Below are 17,394 nucleotides of genomic sequence, written 5' to 3'. Positions count from 1 at the left end.
TTGACGCTGTCACAGCGCCATCAGAACACGGCTTTGTAAACCGGTTCCGACCTTGGACAACAAAATCATCCAGCCCATTTGAAAAGAGGCTGCGCGCGTGAGCGGGCAGCCTCTTCTGGGCGACAGTTAAAAAACCGTCTTACTGTTGCTTGGCAGCAGCCAGTTGTGCAGCAACTTCTTCGGCGAAGTTGTCTTCTTTCTTCTCGATGCCTTCACCTACGGCGAAGCGAGTGAAGGAAACGATTTCAGCGCCGCCTTTCTTGGCCAGAGCACCCACGGTGACTTCTGGGTCCTTGACGAAGGCTTGTTCAACCAGGCTGGCTTCGGCCAGGAACTTGCTGATACGGCCGGCAATCATCTTCTCGACGATTTCAGCTGGCTTGCCTTTCATCTTGTCTTCGTTCAGCTGCAGGAACACGGCTTTTTCACGCTCGATGGCTTCGGCGGAAACTTGCGATGGCAGCAGGAACTCAGGGTTGCTGGCGGCTACGTGCATGGCGATGTCCTTGGCCAGCTCAACCGAGCCGCCTTTCAGAACAACGGCAACACCGATCTTGTTGCCGTGCAGGTAGGTACCGACCACGTCACCTTCAACGCGAGCCAGACGACGGATGTTGACGTTTTCACCGGTCTTGCCAACCAGAACCAGACGGTCAGCTTCACGGGCTTCGATCAGCGGAGCAGCGTCGGTCAGCTTGTCGGCGAAAGCCTGTTCCACGCTGGCAGCAACGAATGCCTTGAAGTCGTCTTGCAGAGCCAGGAAGTCGGTCTGCGAGTTGACTTCCAGCAGAACGGCGGCTTTACCGTCGTCCTTGATGGCGATAGCGCCTTCGGCAGCTACGTTACCGGCTTTCTTGGCAGCCTTGATCGCGCCGGAAGCACGCATGTCATCAATGGCTTTCTCGATGTCGCCGCCGGCCTTGGTCAGGGCCTTCTTGCAGTCCATCATGCCTTCGCCGGTACGCTCGCGCAGTTCTTTAACCAACGCTGCAGTAATCTCTGCCATTTTCAAAATCCTCTTGGATAGGTTTTCAACCATTCCACCCGATCGAACGGGCGCTCAATTCTTGGGCCTTGCCCCGAAACCACTTCATAACAGCCGCGCATTACAGATGCTGTAAGGGGCCACGGCAACGAAATGAATTTCGAGTTGGCAAAAAGGGGGCCAAGCCCCCTTTTTGCGTGCTGAGTCAACGCTAAGCGTCAGTTACTCAGGCTTCAGCCGCCGGTGCTGCAGCTTCTTCGAACACTTCGGTGCCGCCAGCAACGTTGTTGCGGCCACGGATCACGGCGTCAGCCATCGAACCCATGTACAGCTGGATGGCGCGAATGGCGTCATCGTTGCCTGGGATGATGTAGTCAACGCCTTCTGGGCTGCTGTTGGTGTCGACAACGCCGATGACCGGGATGCCCAGCTTGTTGGCTTCGGTGATGGCAATGCGCTCGTGGTCAACGTCGATCACGAACAGAGCATCAGGCAGGCCGCCCATGTCCTTGATACCGCCCAGCGAACGATCCAGCTTTTCCAGATCGCGAGTGCGCATCAGCGCCTCTTTCTTGGTCAGCTTGGCGAAGGTACCGTCTTCAGCCTGAACTTCCAGATCGCGCAGACGCTTGATCGAAGCACGGATAGTTTTGTAGTTGGTCAGCATGCCGCCCAACCAGCGGTGATCGACGTACGGCGAACCGCAACGTACTGCTTCTTCAGCAACGATCTTGCCAGCGGAACGCTTGGTGCCGACGAACAGAATCTTGTTTTTGCCCTGGGCCAGACGCTCTACGAAAGTCAGAGCTTCGTTGAACATTGGCAGGGTTTTTTCAAGGTTGATGATGTGAATCTTGTTACGCGCGCCGAAAATGTACTTGCCCATTTTCGGATTCCAGTAACGGGTTTGGTGACCGAAGTGCACACCGGCCTTCAGCATATCGCGCATATTGACTTGGGACATGATAGTTCCTTGATAAGTCGGGTTAGGCCTCCACGTATCCCAATGACCAACCAACAGCCAGTGCTGCGGGCACCCAGGTCATCGTGTCGACACGTGTGTGGGTTTGGGCTTTTCGGGGCATCCCCGGAAAGCGGCGCATTTTATACCACAGCAAGGGCGAAAACGGAACCCGGATTCACAGCCGCCTATCCCAGGGCTTTTTGCCCAGCCCTCGAAACAGGTCCAGAATGCCCCGTCATATAGAGAGACGCACCAGCAGAACCACAGATTTGCGCCGAGCCTCTGTTAGAATCGCACCTTTGCGGCTTCTGAAAACCTCACCGGCCCATCGCAGGCCGAGCCTTGCGGATGCAGGTTTTCAAGCCATTCCGTGTTTATCGCGCCACTGAGCGTCAAGAGAGCCTGTATGACCGTCACCCTCAAAACTCCCGAGGACATCGCAAAAATGCGTGTCGCTGGCAAACTGGCCGCCGAAGTCCTGGAAATGATTGCCGAGCATGTCAAACCCGGCATCACCACCGACGAGCTGGACCGCATCTGCCACGACTACATCGTCAACGTGCAGGGCGCGATCCCGGCCCCCCTGAACTACAAGGGCTTCCCCAAGTCCATCTGCACCTCGATCAACCACGTGGTATGCCACGGCATCCCCAACGAGAAAGCGTTGAAGGATGGCGACACCCTGAATATCGACGTCACCGTGATCAAGGATGGCTACCACGGCGACACCAGCCGCATGTTCCACGTCGGCAGCGTGCCGGTCTGGGCCGAGCGCCTGTCGCAAGTCACCCAGGAATGCATGTACAAGGCCATCGAGCTGGTGAAGCCGGGCTGCCGCCTCGGAGACATCGGCGAAGTGATCCAGAAGCACGCGGAAAAGAACGGTTTCTCGGTGGTTCGCGAATTCTGTGGCCATGGCATCGGCAAGGTGTTCCACGAAGAGCCGCAGATCCTGCACTACGGCCGCGCCGGCACCGGCATGGAACTCAAGGCCGGCATGACCTTCACCATCGAGCCGATGATCAACCAGGGCAAGGCCGACACCAAGGTACTGGGCGACGGCTGGACCGCCATCACCAAGGACCGCAAGCTCTCGGCGCAATGGGAACACACCCTGCTGGTGACCGAGACCGGCTACGAGATCTTCACCCTGCGCAGCGACGACACCATCCCCCGAGTGTCTGCCTGAAGCCCCAACCGCGCGTCCCGACCTTATAGATAGAAAGGAAAGCCAATCGATGCCGCAGGTGGACCCCGAACTCTTCGACCGCGGCCAGTTCCAGGCGGAACTGGCTTTGAAGGCCAGCCCGATAGCGGCCTTCAAGAAAGCCATCCGCCAGGCACGGGAGGTGCTCGACAACCGCTTTCGCAGCGGTCGGGAAATCCGCCGGCTGATCGAGGACCGCGCCTGGTTCATCGACAACATCCTGCAAAAGGCCTGGGACCAGTTCAGCTGGAGCGACGAAGCCGACATCGCCCTGGTGGCGGTCGGCGGCTACGGCCGCGGCGAACTGCACCCCTACTCCGACATCGACCTGCTGATCCTCCTGGACAGCGCCGATCACGAGATCTTCCGCGACTCCATCGAACGCTTCCTCACCCTGCTCTGGGACATTGGCCTGGAAGTCGGGCAAAGCGTGCGCTCGGTGGACGAATGCGCCGAGCAGGCCCGCGCCGACCTGACGGTGATCACCAACCTGATGGAAAGCCGCACCATCGCTGGCCCCGAGCGCCTGCGCCAGCGCATGCTGGAAGTCACTAGTACCGAACACATGTGGCCGAGCAAGGATTTCTTCCTGGCCAAGCACGCCGAACAGAAGGCGCGCCACCACAAGTACAACGACACCGAGTACAACCTGGAGCCCAACGTCAAGGGCTCCCCCGGCGGCCTGCGGGACATCCAGACCATCCTCTGGGTCGCCCGCCGCCAGTACGGCACCCTGAACCTGCGGGCCCTGGCCGGCGAAGGCTTCCTGGTGGAAAGCGAGAACGCCCTGCTGGCCTCGTCCCAGGAATTCTTGTGGAAGGTCCGCTACGCCCTGCACATGCTGGCCGGCCGCGCCGAGGATCGCCTGCTGCTCGACCACCAGCGCTCCATCGCCGAGTTGCTGGGCTTTGCCGGCGAGGACGCCAAGCAGTCCATCGAAAGCTTCATGCAGCAGTACTACCGGGTGGTGATGAGCATCGCCCAGCTCAGCGACCTGATCATCCAGCACTTCGAGGAGGTGATCCTGGCCCCCGAGGACGAGGCCCCGCCACAGCCGATCAACCCGCGCTTCCAGTTGCATGACGGCTATATCGAGGCGATCAACGACAACGTGTTCAAGCGCACGCCGTTCGCCATGCTGGAAATCTTCGTGCTGATGGCCCAGCACCCGGAGATCAAGGGCGTGCGCGCCGACACCATCCGCCTGCTGCGCGAGCACCGGCACCTGATCGACGACGACTTCCGCCACGATATCCGCAACACCAGCCTGTTCATCGAACTGTTCAAGTGCGAGATCGGCATCCACCGCAACCTGCGGCGAATGAACCGCTACGGCATTCTCGGGCGCTACCTGCCGGAATTCGGCTTTATCGTCGGGCAGATGCAGCACGACCTGTTCCACATCTATACCGTCGACGCCCACACCCTGAACCTGATCAAGCACCTGCGCAAACTGCAGTACACGCCCATCTCCGAGAAATTCCCCCTGGCCAGCAAGCTCATGGGCAAGCTGCCCAAGCCCGAGCTGATCTACCTGGCCGGGCTGTACCACGACATCGGCAAGGGCCGGCATGGCGATCACTCGGATATCGGCGCGGTGGATGCCCAGGCCTTCTGCGTGCGCCACCAGCTGCCGCAATGGGACTCCCGGCTGATCGTCTGGCTGGTGCAGAACCACCTAGTGATGTCCACCACCGCCCAGCGCAAGGACCTCTCCGACCCGCAGGTGATCCACGATTTCGCGCAGATAGTGGTCGACCAGACCCGCCTCGACTACCTCTATGTAATGACCGTGGCCGATATCTACGCCACCAACCCGACCCTGTGGAATTCCTGGCGCGCCAGCCTGCTGCGCCAGCTCTACACCGAGACCAAGCGTGCCCTGCGCCGCGGCCTGGAAAACCCGGTGGACCGTGAAGAGCAAATCCGCCAGACCCAGAGCGCGGCCCTGGACATCCTGGTGCGCAGCGGCACCGACCCGGACGAAGTCGAGCAGCTCTGGTCACAGCTGGGCGACGACTATTTCCTGCGCCACACCGCCGGCGACGTGGCCTGGCACAGCGACGCCATCCTCCAGCAGCCGGCCGACGGCGGGCCGCTGGTGCTGATCAAGGAAATCGCCCAGCGCGAGTTCGAGGGCGGCACCCAGATCTTCATCTACGCCCCCGACCAGCACGACTTCTTCGCGGTGACCGTGGCCGCCATGGACCAGCTCAACCTGAACATCCATGACGCCCGCATCATCACCTCCAGCAGCCAGTTCACCCTCGACACCTACATCGTCCTGGACAACGACGGCGAATCCATCGGCAACAACCCGCAGCGCATCGAGCAGATCCGCAAGGGCCTGACCGAAGCCGTGCGCAACCCCGACGACTACCCGACCATCATCCAGCGTCGGGTGCCGCGCCAGCTCAAGCACTTTGCCTTCGAGCCCGAAGTGACCATCCACAACGACGCCCAGCGCCCGGTCACCGTGCTGGAGCTCAGCGCCCCGGACCGCCCGGGCCTGCTGGCGCGGATCGGCAAGATCTTCCTGGAGTTCGACCTGTCGCTGCAGAACGCCAAGATCGCCACCCTGGGCGAGCGCGTGGAAGACGTGTTCTTCATTACCGACGCGCACAACCAGCCACTGTCCGACCCGCAACTGTGCAGCCGCTTGCAGGACGCCATCGTCGAACAACTGAGCGTCGGCCACGAACCGACCATCGAATTGACCCGCCTGAGCATCTGACAGGCCAGAACCAGCGCTTTGAGTGAGAACCCGCATCCATGAACAACGCTTTGAACCAGTTGCAGCCCTACCCGTTCGAAAAGCTGCGCGCCTTGCTCGGCACCGTCACCCCCAACCCGGACAAACGCCCAATCGCGCTGTCCATCGGTGAGCCCAAGCACCGCTCGCCGAGCTTTGTCGCCGAAGCCCTGGCCAGCAACCTCGAGCAGATGGCGGTGTACCCCACCACCCTGGGCATTCCGGCCCTGCGCGAAGCCATTGGCGCCTGGTGCGAGCGGCGCTTCGGCGTGCCGGCGGGCTGGATCGACCCGGCGCGCAACGTGCTGCCGGTGAACGGCACCCGCGAGGCACTGTTCGCCTTCACCCAAACCGTGGTCAACCGTGGTGACGAGGCCCTGGTGGTCAGCCCCAACCCCTTCTATCAGATCTATGAAGGCGCGGCCTTTCTGGCCGGGGCCAAGCCGCACTACCTGCCGTGCCTGGATGAAAACGGCTTCAACCCGGACTTCGACGCCGTGCCCGCAGAGATCTGGCAGCGCTGCCAGATCCTCTTCCTCTGCTCGCCGGGCAACCCTACCGGTGCGCTGATTCCGCTGGACACCCTGAAGAAGCTGATCGCCCTGGCCGACGAACACGATTTCGTGATCGCCGCCGACGAGTGCTACAGCGAGCTGTACTTCGACGAACAGAGCCCGCCGCCAGGCCTGCTCAGCGCCTGCGTCGAGCTGGGTCGCCAGGACTTCAAGCGCTGCGTGGTGTTCCACAGCCTGTCCAAGCGCTCCAACCTGCCAGGCCTGCGTTCGGGCTTCGTCGCCGGTGATGCCGAGATCCTCAAGGGTTTCCTGCTGTACCGCACCTACCACGGCTGCGCCATGCCGGTGCAAACCCAACTGGCCAGCGTGGCCGCCTGGAACGACGAAGTGCATGTACGCGCCAACCGCGCCCTGTACCGCGAGAAGTTCGATGCGGTGCTGGCGATCCTCTCGCCGGTGCTGGACGTGCAGCGCCCGGACGGCAGCTTCTACCTGTGGCCCAACGTGGCCGGGGATGACGCCGCGTTCTGCCGCGACCTGTTCGAACAGGAACACGTCACCGTGGTGCCGGGTTCCTACCTGTCCCGGGAAGTGGACGGCAACAACCCCGGCGCCGGCCGTGTGCGCATGGCCCTGGTAGCGCCGCTGGCGGAATGCGTCGAGGCGGCCGAGCGGATTCGCGATTTCGTGTTGCGCCGCCAGTAACCTGGAACACGCCCCGTTGTAGCAGGGCTTGCCCGAGAAGCGTTTGGCGAATCATTGACTGCCCGCCAGAACACCTTCTCCGGCAAGCTCTTTTCCCACCAGACTTCTGGTGTGCTCTCGGGCTCGCTCCCAAGTCCTTTGCCCCCAACACCTTCCGCCCACTCCTCCTGATTTTGCCTCTTTCAAATCCAGCCACTGGATACAAATCTGCAATCTCGGTTATCAACCAGCAACCTCTAGCCTGCACGCGTTGAAAGCACGCATCGCTGATTGATAGCGGTACTTTTGTGGAGTTTCCATTTCCAATGCCAGATGCCTGCCCCCATTCTTTTTATTAGCTGTCTGTGTAGAATGCGCCGGGCACTTAATACGAAACCATCGCATCAAGACCGCCAATTTTGCCCATCAAGGAGAGAGGGAGTGATAACAACTGTTCCCCTGTGGAAGATGTTCATAGAAACAAAGGGGAAGGCCCGCAGCTTGGCCATTCTTGCAATGCTTCCTGTTTTTGTTGCTGGAGGTGTCCTGGCATTTCTTGAAGGCTTACAGAGCGGCAGGACCAAAACTGCGGTACTTGGACTTATCGGCGTGATTTTTTTTGGCCTGGCCGCAGTCATCATATTTATTCCAGGACGCAAATACGCTCCAGGGAAATCATTTACAGGTTATCGTTCAAAGCAAGCCAAGGTGCAGAAACTCATAAAATATGGTTTCTGGATACTTCCCTTACTCGCTATCGGACTTATACTGATTCTCCCCTCCAACTATATATTCATTAGCGCTAATACCGTCATCGCTTCAATTGGCCTTTATCATTGGTCAAAGTCCATAAAATTCCATGAAGACATAGACTTCTCGGCCAACCAATACCTCGCCTCTTCATTGGGAATCGCCCCTGGAGAAAAAGCGTTGGTGAGTTACCAAAACTTTTATGATGATGACATCCAAAGAGGCAGCAACGCCTTTATCGCCTCAGCCACCAAACTGATCATTGCCTCCTTCAACGGCAACCATTGGGAAAAGCTTTCCCGCGATCTTAATCAGATCACTCACATAGGCATTATCGGCAACGAATCTCAGACCTACTACGTAAAGTTAATTTTCGATGACAGCACCGATGTATTACTTAGCATTGGCCTCTATGAAAAAGCAACTTCAAACCCGGCTTTGACTATAAAACGCCTGCTTGAAGTAATAGACTCCAGCTTACTTGGTGAGAACAGCGCACCACAAACCTCTCAGCGACGCCGGGTAATTGCAATTCAAGACACACCACAGGCCCAAACCTCCCCGACCGACTCCAACACTTCGACGCCCCCTCTCCGCAATATAGAGCTTTCGTCCACCACGCTAAACAACATAAAAAACGCAGAAGAAATCAAGCCTGGTAGAAAGCTGGAGCTATGACATGTCACATTGTACAAAATTCGATTTTACCTATACCGACGAAGAAGCAATAACCAAGGCCTTTGTAAAACTCGGCCTGACACCTACAACCGACCTGGTCTCCGAATTCAACAGCGAATTCAGTAAGGCGGCCCTTGGCTCTTTGGGCTACTTGGGCAAACGCCAATTTCGCGCCATCTGCGCGCGCGCTGAAGACGACTTCAACTATTTCGTATGCAAGATAGAAAACAACCTTTATGAGCTATTAATCGAACAAAGCTACCCCGCACCCGGGGACGAAACGAAAATCGTGGGCCTGGCATCCCGCTTTCAACGGGCCTACATCAGCGTTGCCGTTGAAAATACCATTAGCCGTATAAATGCCTCCGGCGTCCCAACGCGACTAAAAGAATCAGCCGATCACTTCGAAATAGAATTCGGCTCAAACTACGAATACAGCATCCGCGTCACTTTTTCTGGCAATGAAATCAAAGAAGAGGTGTTTGGCGTGAAGGGTGATATATGCACGAAGCTTACCGAGGAGCTTGAATCGCTGCTGGCCAGCCCTACAGCCGAGCTGCTGACCGAATGGAAACCGGAATACACGGTGGTACATGAGGAACAGACGCTGCAAATACTGAGCGCCAGACTCTAGATGAACCTGCATGTGCATCATACCGAGTTGAGTCGCGCCAACGGCCCAGGACTGCGGATGGTTGTGTGGGTGCAAGGGTGCAGCCTGAACTGCAACGGCTGTTTCAATCAGAACACCCATAACCCCGGAGCCGGCACATCCATTTCCGTGAGCGCCCTGGCTGAACAGATAAATGCCTTGGAGGGAATCGACGGAGTGACCATCTCGGGTGGAGAGCCGCTTGACCAGGCCCTGGCCATAGAGGAACTCATCAACGCTGTGCATGAGGAGAAGAACTGGGTGCTCTACAGCGGGTACGCCCCCAAGGAAATCTTCCGCGACGCGGCCATGACGAGAGTGGTCAAGGCCGTGGATCTAACGCTTGCTGGTCGCTATAACAGCAATGCCATTCATCCTTATCAACACAAGCAACTGATCAAGACCAGCGATCGAGTAGATATCAATTTTTTCAGGACTACAAGAAGCGTTGAGTTCGTTGTTTCCGGCCTTGGCATGACCAGGACCGGCCTCCCTATACAACCCAAATAACTCAATGCATTAAGGAGATGCGCGACATGAATCGCACCAAAAAAATCACCGACTATCTAAAGGCACGTTATGCGATTCTGGTTATCGAATCGTTTGAAGAAGAGCGGGTCATTGCCGAGCTAGGTGAGATCTCAAAATCGCTCAATCATCGACTCTTCCTCTGGAACTCGACGCTCGGCATCCAGACCAACGGCGCCGTGGTCGGAGATAAGACCTTTGACCTGAAACTGGCACTGGATTTCTGCGAAGAAAAGGCGCGGGAGGAAAACAGCAAGAATATTTTTGTCTTCTGTGACGCACACAACTACCTTACCGGCAGCTGTAACGCCATCTATCGCCGCCGACTGAAAGACCTCGCCATCAACATCCGCTCACACGGTTATAGAAGCAACTGCATAATAGTTGCACCCAACTTTGAAATCGCCAATGACTTGCAGAAGGAAGTAACCTTAATTGACTTTCCGCTTCCCTCCAGGGATGAGGTAAAGACTCAGATTGAGAACTTCTCAAATGCATGGAAAGACAACGAAAATGTAAAGATCAATCTGCCACTGGACAGCAAAGAAAAGCTCGTTGACGCGGCGCTGGGGCTCACAAGCCTGGAAATTGACAACTCTCTTTCGCGATCGCTTGTTTCCAACTTGAAGCTGGATGAACACACCTTCAAGGATCTGCTTGCCGAGAAAAAACAGATTATCCGTAAAACCGGCATTTTGGAGTACATAGACTCCCAACTGAACCTGGATGACGTTGGTGGTTTGGCCACACTAAAAAAGTGGCTGCACCTGCGCAGTCAGTGCTTCGGTCAAGCGGCCAAGGATTTCGGTGTGGGAACGCCCAAAGGCCTCTTGCTTACCGGTGTTCCCGGCTGCGGTAAATCCTTGACTGCCAAGTGTGTAGCCTCATCGTGGAACATGCCGTTGCTGCGCCTCGATATGGGCAAGATATTTCAAGGTATCGTGGGCTCATCAGAGTCGAATATTCGCTCCGCACTGCAAACTGCCGAAGCTATTTCACCCTGCATCCTATGGATCGATGAAGTTGAAAAAGGCCTCTCCGGATCTTCCAGCGGTTCTTCGGATGGCGGAACCGCCACCCGAGTTTTCGGCACGCTGCTGACCTGGATGCAAGAGAAAACCACCCCGGTCTTTGTATTTGCCACCGCCAACAACCTTGCCAGTCTTCCACCTGAACTACTGAGGAAAGGTCGCTTTGATGAAATATTCTTCGTTGATTTCCCTTCGGCTGTAGAGAGAAAGAAGATTCTTGAGATACACCTAAAAAAGCTCAAGCGTGACCCCAACAAGTTTGATCTGGATCGTTTGGTGGACTTGGGGGGAGAGGCAAATTTCGGCAAAGATATTGTGCTCTCCGGTGCCGAGTTGGAAGCCTGGGTAGGCGACTCCCTGATTGAAGCCTTCTCGAGGCGCATGAGTGGTTCCGGCGACCCGGATGATCTGGCGATGAGCGACTTTGAAGCAACGATTTCGCGCATGGTGCCCATGAGCAAAGTGCGCAAGGATGAGTTTTCAATTTTGCGCGAATGGGCAAACCAGAATGCAATCAGTGCATCCGCCATGACCGTCAACAAAGATGGCGTTGAACAACAGATGGGTGGACGCCGCATAGACTTCTGATTGTCCTTGCCCCCCCTTTTAAGAAGGGGGAGCCTCAATCCAGCCTTCCGTTCTCAGAGAATCTGCATTCACTTCACCGCGCCCAGATTGGCCTCGCTCAGATCCAGCTCCGCCAGCACCTCGCGCAGCACATCGTCGCCAATCTGATGCTGGCGGCTCAGCCGGTATAGCTCCAGGCGCTGCGCGCGCAGGGCCTTGAGCCGCAGGCGGCGCTCCAGCAAGTCCATCTGCAAGGCCAGGGCCTGGGCCTCGGCGGAATCGTTGTAGACCTCCAGCTGATGCCGGTACTCGGCCATCAAGCGCCCCTTGAGTTCGCTGGCCAGCGCCGCCTGGGCGGCATCCGGCGCTTCCTGAGCCTCTGGCGGCTCCTCGGCTTCCAGGGCATGGATCGCCGCCTCGGCGGTCTTGCGCCAGGCCTCCCGAACCTCGCCACGGCGCTTGTCGTCAGGGCTCTTGACGATGCCCCGCAGCAGTAACGGCAAGGCGATGCAGGCCGCCACCAGGGACATCAGGATCACCCCGGCAGCAATGAAGATCAGCAGGTCACGCTCGGGAAACGCCTGCCCCGGCCCCAGCAACAGTGGCACCGACATCACGCCGGCCAGGGTCACCGCACCGCGCACTCCACCCACCGTCAGCAGCCAGCAGGAACGTGCGGTGGGCACCAGGGTCAGTTCGCCCTTGCCGCGCCAGCGCCGCAGCAGGCCCGACAGGCGCCAGATGCTCTGCACCCAGATAAAACGCAAGGCCAGCAACACCAGGAAGATCGCCAGCACATCCAGGCAGCGGTAGAACAGGGTCGGCCACAGCGAAGTCTCGTGACTGACCACCGCCTTGATGATGTCCGGAAGCTGCAGCCCCAGCAGCAGGAAGATCAGGCCGTTGAAGGCGAATTCCAGCAGCGACCAGACACTGCGATTGAGCAGTCGGGTGCTGGTCTGGCGCGGTAGCAGATCGAGCCAGCTCTGCATCATGCCCGCCGCCACCGCGGAAAGAATACCCGAGGCTCCCAGGCGTTCCGCCAACACATAGGCGGCGAACGGCAGCAACAGCATGAACACCACATGGGTCGCCGGATCGTCCCAGCCGCGGGCGATCATCCAGGCCCGCAAGCGGCCCACCAGCCAACTCAGGGCCACGCCCACCGCCAGGCCGCCCACCGCCACCAGCACAAAGGTCAGGCTGGCATTGGCCAGGGAAAACACCCCGGTAACCGCCGCCGCCAGGGCGAACTTGAAGGTCACAAGGCCCGAGGCATCGTTCATCAACGCCTCGCCCTGGAGCATGTGCATCAACGGGGTGGGCAGGCGGTTCTGGGAAATTGCCGACACCGCCACGGCGTCGGTGGGCGACAGCACCGCCGCCAGGGCAAAGGCCACCGGCAGCGGAATGCTCGGCAGCAGCCAATGAATGAAATACCCGGCGCCCACCACGGTAAACAGCACCAGGCCCACCGCCAGGGTCAAGATCGGCCCGCGCAGCCGCCAGAACTCACGCTTGGGCATACGCCAACCATCGGAAAACAGCAGCGGCGGCAGAAACAGGAAGAGAAACAGTTCCGGGTCCAGCGCCACGTGCAGGCCCAGGGTCGGCCAGGCCAGCAAGGCCCCGGCCATGATCTGCACCAGGGGCAGCGGCAGTGGAATCACCCGTCCGACAAGGCGCGAGAAACTCACCAGCATCAGCAGGATCAGGACGGTATAGGCGGTTTGCATAAAGCAAGAATCCCAGGCTTAACCAGAAAAATCGTACCAATCTCAACTGAGAATCGCCGACGAAGTGCCATATTAGCCTCATAAGCTGACAGCAGACCGCTGCACAAAAGTCGCAACCCGAACCCTGCCCTGCAACAACCTGCGACAAAGCCGGGTTCAGGCCGACGCCCAAGCGCTACGGTCGTGGCATAATCCGTGACCTTTTATCTCCAGCATCTCCAAAGGGGGCAATTCCTTGACCGCTGCAAGCAAAACGTTGCACCTTTTCGGCATCAAAGCCTGCGACACCATGAAGAAGGCGCGCACCTGGCTCGATGAACACGCTGTCAGCTATGACTTCCACGATTACAAAACCTCCGGCATCGACCCCGAGCACCTCAACCAATGGTGTGACGAGCACGGCTGGCAGGTGGTGTTGAACCGCGCGGGCACAACCTTTCGCAAACTCGATGAGGCCAGCAAGGCCGATCTCGACCAGGCCAAAGCCGTTGCCCTAATGCTCGCGCAACCCTCGATGATCAAGCGCCCGGTGCTCGATCTCGGCGACAAGACCCTGATTGGCTTCAAGCCAGATCTTTACGCAGCGGCGCTCAAGTAAGCCTGCTCACCCTATTTCGCAAGAGGTAACAGCATGTCCACTACCCTGTTCAGCCTGGCATTCGGTGTCGGCACCCAGAACCGTCAAGGCACCTGGCTGGAGGTGTTCTACGCCGCCCCGCTGCTCAAGCCGTCCGCCGAAATCCTCGCCGCCGTGGCGCCGATCCTCGGCTACAGCGAAGGCAACCAGGCCATCACCTTCAGCACTGCCCAGGCCGCACAAATGGCCGATGCCCTGAAAAGCATCGACGCCGCCCAGGCCGCCCTGCTGACCCGCCTGGCTGAAAGCCACAAGCCGCTGGTGGCCACCCTGCTGGCCGAAGACGCCCAACTGAGTTCCACCCCCGAGGCCTACCTCAAGCTGCACCTGCTGTCGCACCGCCTGGTCAAGCCCCATGGCCTGAGCCTGGCGGGCGTGTTCCCGCTGTTGCCGAACGTGGCCTGGACCAACCAGGGCGCCGTCGATCTGGGCGAATTGGCCGAGCGCCAGCTGGAAGCCCGCCTGCGCGGCGAGCTGCTGGAAGTGTTCTCGGTGGACAAGTTCCCGAAAATGACCGACTACGTGGTGCCGAGCGGCGTGCGTATCGCTGACAGCGCGCGGATTCGCCTGGGCGCCTACATCGGCGAAGGCACCACCGTGATGCACGAAGGTTTCGTCAACTTCAACGCCGGCACCGAAGGCCCGGGCATGATCGAAGGCCGCGTTTCCGCGGGCGTGTTCGTCGGCAAGGGTTCGGACCTGGGCGGCGGCTGCTCCACCATGGGCACCCTGTCGGGTGGCGGCAACATCGTGATCAAGGTGGGCGAAGGCTGCCTGATCGGCGCCAACGCCGGTATCGGCATTCCATTGGGCGACCGCAACACCGTGGAATCGGGCCTGTACGTGACCGCTGGCACCAAGGTGGCGCTGCTGGATGAGAACAACCAGCTGGTCAAGGTGCTCAAGGCCCGTGAACTGGCCGGCCAGCCGGACCTGCTGTTCCGCCGCAATTCGGAAACCGGCGCCGTGGAGTGCAAGACCCACAAGTCGGCGATCGAGCTGAACGAAGCGCTGCACGCTCACAACTAAGTAAGCGGCGATTCGGTTTCACCGCAACCGGCCGGGCGCTTATCATCGGCGCCCGGCCTGTTCAAACGAGTTCTGCCACCATGCTTGTAGCCTCCCCCTGGCGCGCCGACTTCCCGGCCATCGCCGCCCTGCAACGCCAAGACCAGACCTACCTGGACAACGCCGCCACCACCCAGAAACCCCAGGCCCTACTGGATGCCCTGGCGCACTACTACGCCAATGGCGCAGCCAATGTGCATCGCGCCCAGCACCTGCCCGGCGCCCACGCCACCCAGGCCTTCGAAGACAGCCGGAGCAAGGTTGGCCAATGGCTGAATGCCGGTGACAGCGGGCAGATCGTCTTCACCCACGGTGCCACCTCGGCGCTCAACCTCCTGGCCTATGGCCTGGAACACCAATTCTCCCCGGGCGATGAAATCGTTATCAGCGCCCTGGAACACCACGCCAACCTGCTGCCCTGGCAACAGCTGGCACAACGTCGCGGGCTCAAGCTGGTGGTCCTGCCCCTGGACGCCGACGGCCTGATCGATATAGACGCCGCTAGCCGGCTGATCGGCCCGCGCACCCGCCTGCTGGCGGTCAGCCAACTGTCCAATGTGCTCGGCGCCTGGCAGCCATTGGCTCCGCTCCTGGCCCTGGCCAGGGCCCAGGGCGCGTTGAGTGTGATCGACGGCGCCCAGGGCGTGGTCCATGGCCGCCACGATGTGCAGGCCCTGGGCTGCGACTTCTATGTCTTCTCCAGCCACAAGCTGTATGGCCCGGAAGGCGTCGGCGTGCTGTTTGGCCGTCATCAAGCGCTCGAGCAACTGCGTCACTGGCAGTTCGGCGGCGAGATGGTGCTGGACGCCGACTACCAGCACGCGCGCTTTCGCCCGGCGCCCCTGGGTTTCGAGGCCGGTACGCCGCCGATTGCCGGAGTGATCGGCCTGGGCGCCACCCTGGACTACCTCGCCACCCTCGATCTACAGGCGGTGGCCGAGCACGAGGCGGCGCTGCATGCCTACCTGCTGCACGGTCTGCACGCGCGCAAGGGCATCCGCCTGCTGGGCAAGCCGCAACTGGCCCTGGTGAGTTTCGTGGTTGAAGGGGTGCACAACGCCGACCTGGCCCACCTGCTCACCGAGCAGGGCATCGCCGTGCGCGCCGGGCATCACTGCGCCATGCCATTGATGAAAAGCTTCGGCCTGGCCGGGGCAATTCGCGTGTCCCTGGCGCTGTACAACGACTCCGAAGACCTGGAGCGTTTCTTCGAAGCCCTGGATCAGGCCCTGGAGCTGCTGCGATGAGCCTGCCGAGCGAGGCCATGGCGGCGCTGCAAGTCTTTCAGAACGCCCCCGGCTGGGAACAGCGGGCGCGCTTGCTGATGCAATGGGGCGAGCGCCTGCCGCCCCTCGACCCGGCAGAGCGGATCGAAGCCAATCGAGTGCATGGCTGTGAAAGCCAGGTCTGGCTGGTGGGTGTGCTGCACCAGGGGCATTGGCAGTTTGCCGCCAGCAGCGATGCGCGGCTGATTCGCGGCCTGGTGGCATTGCTGCTGGCACGGGTCAATGGCCTGACCGCCGAGCAATTGCGCGAAGTGGACCTGGCGGACTGGTTCAACCAGCTGGGCCTGTCGCGCCAGCTGTCGCCGTCGCGCAGCAATGGCCTGAATGCCGTGCTGCAACGCATGGCCGAACTGGCCGGCGCGTCCACCCCGTAACCCCCTGCGCCGATAATCCCGTAGGAGCCAGCTTGCTGGCGAAGAGGCCCTTGAGCCTTGCGCCGCTCATGCCGACGTCTTCGCTGGCAAGCCAGCTCCTACAGAAATGTGCGTGGGTTAGGTTGTGGCGGGCTTGCTGCGCTCGGACGGGCGGCGCACGCCGGCAACGATCTTGTCCACCGCCTTGGTCGCCGCCACCATGCCGAAAGTCGCGGTCACCATCATCACCGCGCCAAAGCCGCCGGCGCAGTCGAGCTTGACCCCGTCGCCCACGAAACTCTTCTGCAGGCAAATGCTGCCGTCCGGCTTGGGGTAGCGCAGCTGCTCGCTGGAAAACACGCAGGGCACGCTGTAGTGGCGAGTCACGGTGCGGGAAAAGCCATAGTCGCGGCGCAGGGTGGAGCGCACCTTGGAGGCCAGCGGGTCATTGAAGGTGCGATTCAGGTCGCAGACCTGGATCTGGGTCGGGTCGATCTGCCCGCCGGCGCCGCCGGTGGTGATGATCTGGATCTTGCGCCGCTTGCACCAGGCGATCAGCGCCGCCTTGGCATTGACGCTGTCGATGCAGTCGATCACGCAGTCGAGGTCCGGGGTGATGTACTCGGCCATGGTGTCGCGGGTGACGAAATCCGGCACCGCATGCACCCGGCAATCCGGGTTGATGCCGCGCAGGCGCTCGGCCATGACCTCGACCTTGAGCTTGCCCACGGTGCTGTCCAGGGCATGCAACTGGCGATTGCTGTTGCTCACGCAGACATCGTCGAGGTCGAACAGGGAAATCTCCCCCACCCCGCACCGGGCCATGGCTTCCGCCGCCCAGGAACCGACACCGCCCACCCCGACGATCGCCACATGGGCCGCCCGCAACCGCTCCAGGCCTTCAATGCCATACAAACGGGCAACACCGGCAAACCGTGGATCTTCTGTACTCATGACCATCACCGAAAAAAACCGGCGCGCATTATAGGGCCAGGCAACGA

General features: G+C 59.9%; 15 protein-coding genes. 11 read left to right on the top strand and 4 right to left on the bottom strand.

Annotation, left to right across the window (positions count from 1 at the left end):
- Nucleotides 1-139: 139 nt before the first annotated feature.
- The gene (tsf, locus tag J4P02_RS19150) at nt 140-1,006 is read right to left on the bottom strand and encodes a translation elongation factor Ts (protein ID WP_426193092.1); all 867 of its coding nucleotides are present in this window, start codon (nt 1,004-1,006) and stop codon (nt 140-142) included.
- Between the two features lie 205 nt (nt 1,007-1,211).
- Entirely contained in the window at nt 1,212-1,949 is a 738-nt protein-coding gene (gene rpsB, locus J4P02_RS19145; protein ID WP_426193090.1) for a 30S ribosomal protein S2, read from the bottom strand.
- A 406-nt stretch (nt 1,950-2,355) separates the two neighbouring features.
- On the opposite strand from rpsB, the gene map reads away from it, so the two are divergent.
- From map to J4P02_RS19110, 7 genes are all read left to right on the top strand, one after another.
- The gene (map, locus tag J4P02_RS19140; RefSeq protein ID WP_426193088.1) at nt 2,356-3,138 is read left to right on the top strand and encodes a type I methionyl aminopeptidase; all 783 of its coding nucleotides are present in this window, start codon (nt 2,356-2,358) and stop codon (nt 3,136-3,138) included.
- 49 nt (nt 3,139-3,187) lie between these two features.
- Nucleotides 3,188-5,890, top strand: a complete 2,703-nt coding sequence (locus tag J4P02_RS19135) for a [protein-PII] uridylyltransferase (protein ID WP_426193086.1) — start codon at nt 3,188-3,190, stop codon at nt 5,888-5,890.
- Between the two features lie 38 nt (nt 5,891-5,928).
- Nucleotides 5,929-7,128 (top strand): succinyldiaminopimelate transaminase, encoded by a 1,200-nt coding sequence (gene dapC, locus J4P02_RS19130; RefSeq protein ID WP_426193084.1) that lies wholly within the window; start codon nt 5,929-5,931, stop codon nt 7,126-7,128.
- 420 nt (nt 7,129-7,548) lie between these two features.
- A complete protein-coding gene (locus J4P02_RS19125; protein ID WP_426193082.1) occupies nt 7,549-8,535 on the top strand; it encodes a hypothetical protein in 987 nt (328 codons plus the stop codon).
- 1 nt (nt 8,536) lies between these two features.
- Entirely contained in the window at nt 8,537-9,169 is a 633-nt protein-coding gene (locus tag J4P02_RS19120) for a DUF2997 domain-containing protein (RefSeq protein WP_426193080.1), read from the top strand.
- Nucleotides 9,170-9,697, top strand: a complete 528-nt coding sequence (locus J4P02_RS19115) for a 4Fe-4S single cluster domain-containing protein (protein WP_426193078.1) — start codon at nt 9,170-9,172, stop codon at nt 9,695-9,697. It abuts the gene before it with no gap.
- A gap of 26 nt (nt 9,698-9,723) precedes the next feature.
- Entirely contained in the window at nt 9,724-11,334 is a 1,611-nt protein-coding gene (locus tag J4P02_RS19110) for an AAA family ATPase (protein ID WP_426193076.1), read from the top strand.
- Nucleotides 11,335-11,402: 68 nt separating this feature from the next.
- Here J4P02_RS19110 and J4P02_RS19105 read toward each other — a convergent pair whose 3' ends face one another.
- Entirely contained in the window at nt 11,403-13,049 is a 1,647-nt protein-coding gene (locus J4P02_RS19105) for a Na+/H+ antiporter (protein WP_426193074.1), read from the bottom strand.
- Between the two features lie 235 nt (nt 13,050-13,284).
- On the opposite strand from J4P02_RS19105, the gene J4P02_RS19100 reads away from it, so the two are divergent.
- The 4 genes from J4P02_RS19100 (at nt 13,285) to J4P02_RS19085 (ending at nt 16,414) form a co-directional block, all read left to right on the top strand.
- Complete coding sequence (locus J4P02_RS19100; protein WP_426193072.1) at nt 13,285-13,647, top strand: ArsC family reductase; 363 nt, start codon at nt 13,285-13,287, stop codon at nt 13,645-13,647.
- A 33-nt stretch (nt 13,648-13,680) separates the two neighbouring features.
- On the top strand, nt 13,681-14,715 hold the full coding sequence (dapD, locus tag J4P02_RS19095; protein WP_426193070.1) for a 2,3,4,5-tetrahydropyridine-2,6-dicarboxylate N-succinyltransferase: 1,035 nt from the start codon (nt 13,681-13,683) through the stop codon (nt 14,713-14,715).
- An 80-nt stretch (nt 14,716-14,795) separates the two neighbouring features.
- Nucleotides 14,796-16,001 carry an aminotransferase class V-fold PLP-dependent enzyme gene (locus J4P02_RS19090; RefSeq protein WP_426193068.1) on the top strand — a complete coding sequence of 402 codons (1,206 nt, stop codon included), beginning with the start codon at nt 14,796-14,798 and terminating at the stop codon, nt 15,999-16,001.
- Complete coding sequence (locus J4P02_RS19085) at nt 15,998-16,414, top strand: SufE family protein (protein WP_426193066.1); 417 nt, start codon at nt 15,998-16,000, stop codon at nt 16,412-16,414. Before J4P02_RS19090 ends, J4P02_RS19085 begins: the two co-directional genes overlap by 4 nt.
- Before the next feature lie 117 nt (nt 16,415-16,531).
- Here the strand turns inward: J4P02_RS19085 and tcdA are convergent, their stop codons facing one another.
- On the bottom strand, nt 16,532-17,347 hold the full coding sequence (gene tcdA, locus J4P02_RS19080; protein ID WP_426193064.1) for a tRNA cyclic N6-threonylcarbamoyladenosine(37) synthase TcdA: 816 nt from the start codon (nt 17,345-17,347) through the stop codon (nt 16,532-16,534).
- Nucleotides 17,348-17,394: the final 47 nt, after the last annotated feature.

Source organism: Pseudomonas sp. NFXW11, from assembly GCF_049887815.1.
Lineage (GTDB): Bacteria > Pseudomonadota > Gammaproteobacteria > Pseudomonadales > Pseudomonadaceae > Aquipseudomonas.
Note: the sequence above shows the minus strand (reverse complement) of the source record. Positions and strands in the feature narration are given on the sequence as shown.

Bases quoted from the DNA above. Each gene is read 5' to 3' on its own strand.
- tsf (WP_426193092.1), bottom strand. From the start codon at position 1,006: ATGGCAGAGATTACTGCAGCGTTGGTTAAAGAACTGCGCGAGCGTACC.
- rpsB (WP_426193090.1), bottom strand. From the start codon at position 1,949: ATGTCCCAAGTCAATATGCGCGATATGCTGAAGGCCGGTGTGCACTTC.
- map (WP_426193088.1), top strand. From the start codon at position 2,356: ATGACCGTCACCCTCAAAACTCCCGAGGACATCGCAAAAATGCGTGTC.
- J4P02_RS19135 (WP_426193086.1), top strand. From the start codon at position 3,188: ATGCCGCAGGTGGACCCCGAACTCTTCGACCGCGGCCAGTTCCAGGCG.
- dapC (WP_426193084.1), top strand. From the start codon at position 5,929: ATGAACAACGCTTTGAACCAGTTGCAGCCCTACCCGTTCGAAAAGCTG.
- J4P02_RS19120 (WP_426193080.1), top strand. From the start codon at position 8,537: ATGTCACATTGTACAAAATTCGATTTTACCTATACCGACGAAGAAGCA.
- J4P02_RS19115 (WP_426193078.1), top strand. From the start codon at position 9,170: ATGAACCTGCATGTGCATCATACCGAGTTGAGTCGCGCCAACGGCCCA.
- J4P02_RS19110 (WP_426193076.1), top strand. From the start codon at position 9,724: ATGAATCGCACCAAAAAAATCACCGACTATCTAAAGGCACGTTATGCG.
- J4P02_RS19105 (WP_426193074.1), bottom strand. From the start codon at position 13,049: ATGCAAACCGCCTATACCGTCCTGATCCTGCTGATGCTGGTGAGTTTC.
- dapD (WP_426193070.1), top strand. From the start codon at position 13,681: ATGTCCACTACCCTGTTCAGCCTGGCATTCGGTGTCGGCACCCAGAAC.
- J4P02_RS19090 (WP_426193068.1), top strand. From the start codon at position 14,796: ATGCTTGTAGCCTCCCCCTGGCGCGCCGACTTCCCGGCCATCGCCGCC.
- J4P02_RS19085 (WP_426193066.1), top strand. From the start codon at position 15,998: ATGAGCCTGCCGAGCGAGGCCATGGCGGCGCTGCAAGTCTTTCAGAAC.
- tcdA (WP_426193064.1), bottom strand. From the start codon at position 17,347: ATGAGTACAGAAGATCCACGGTTTGCCGGTGTTGCCCGTTTGTATGGC.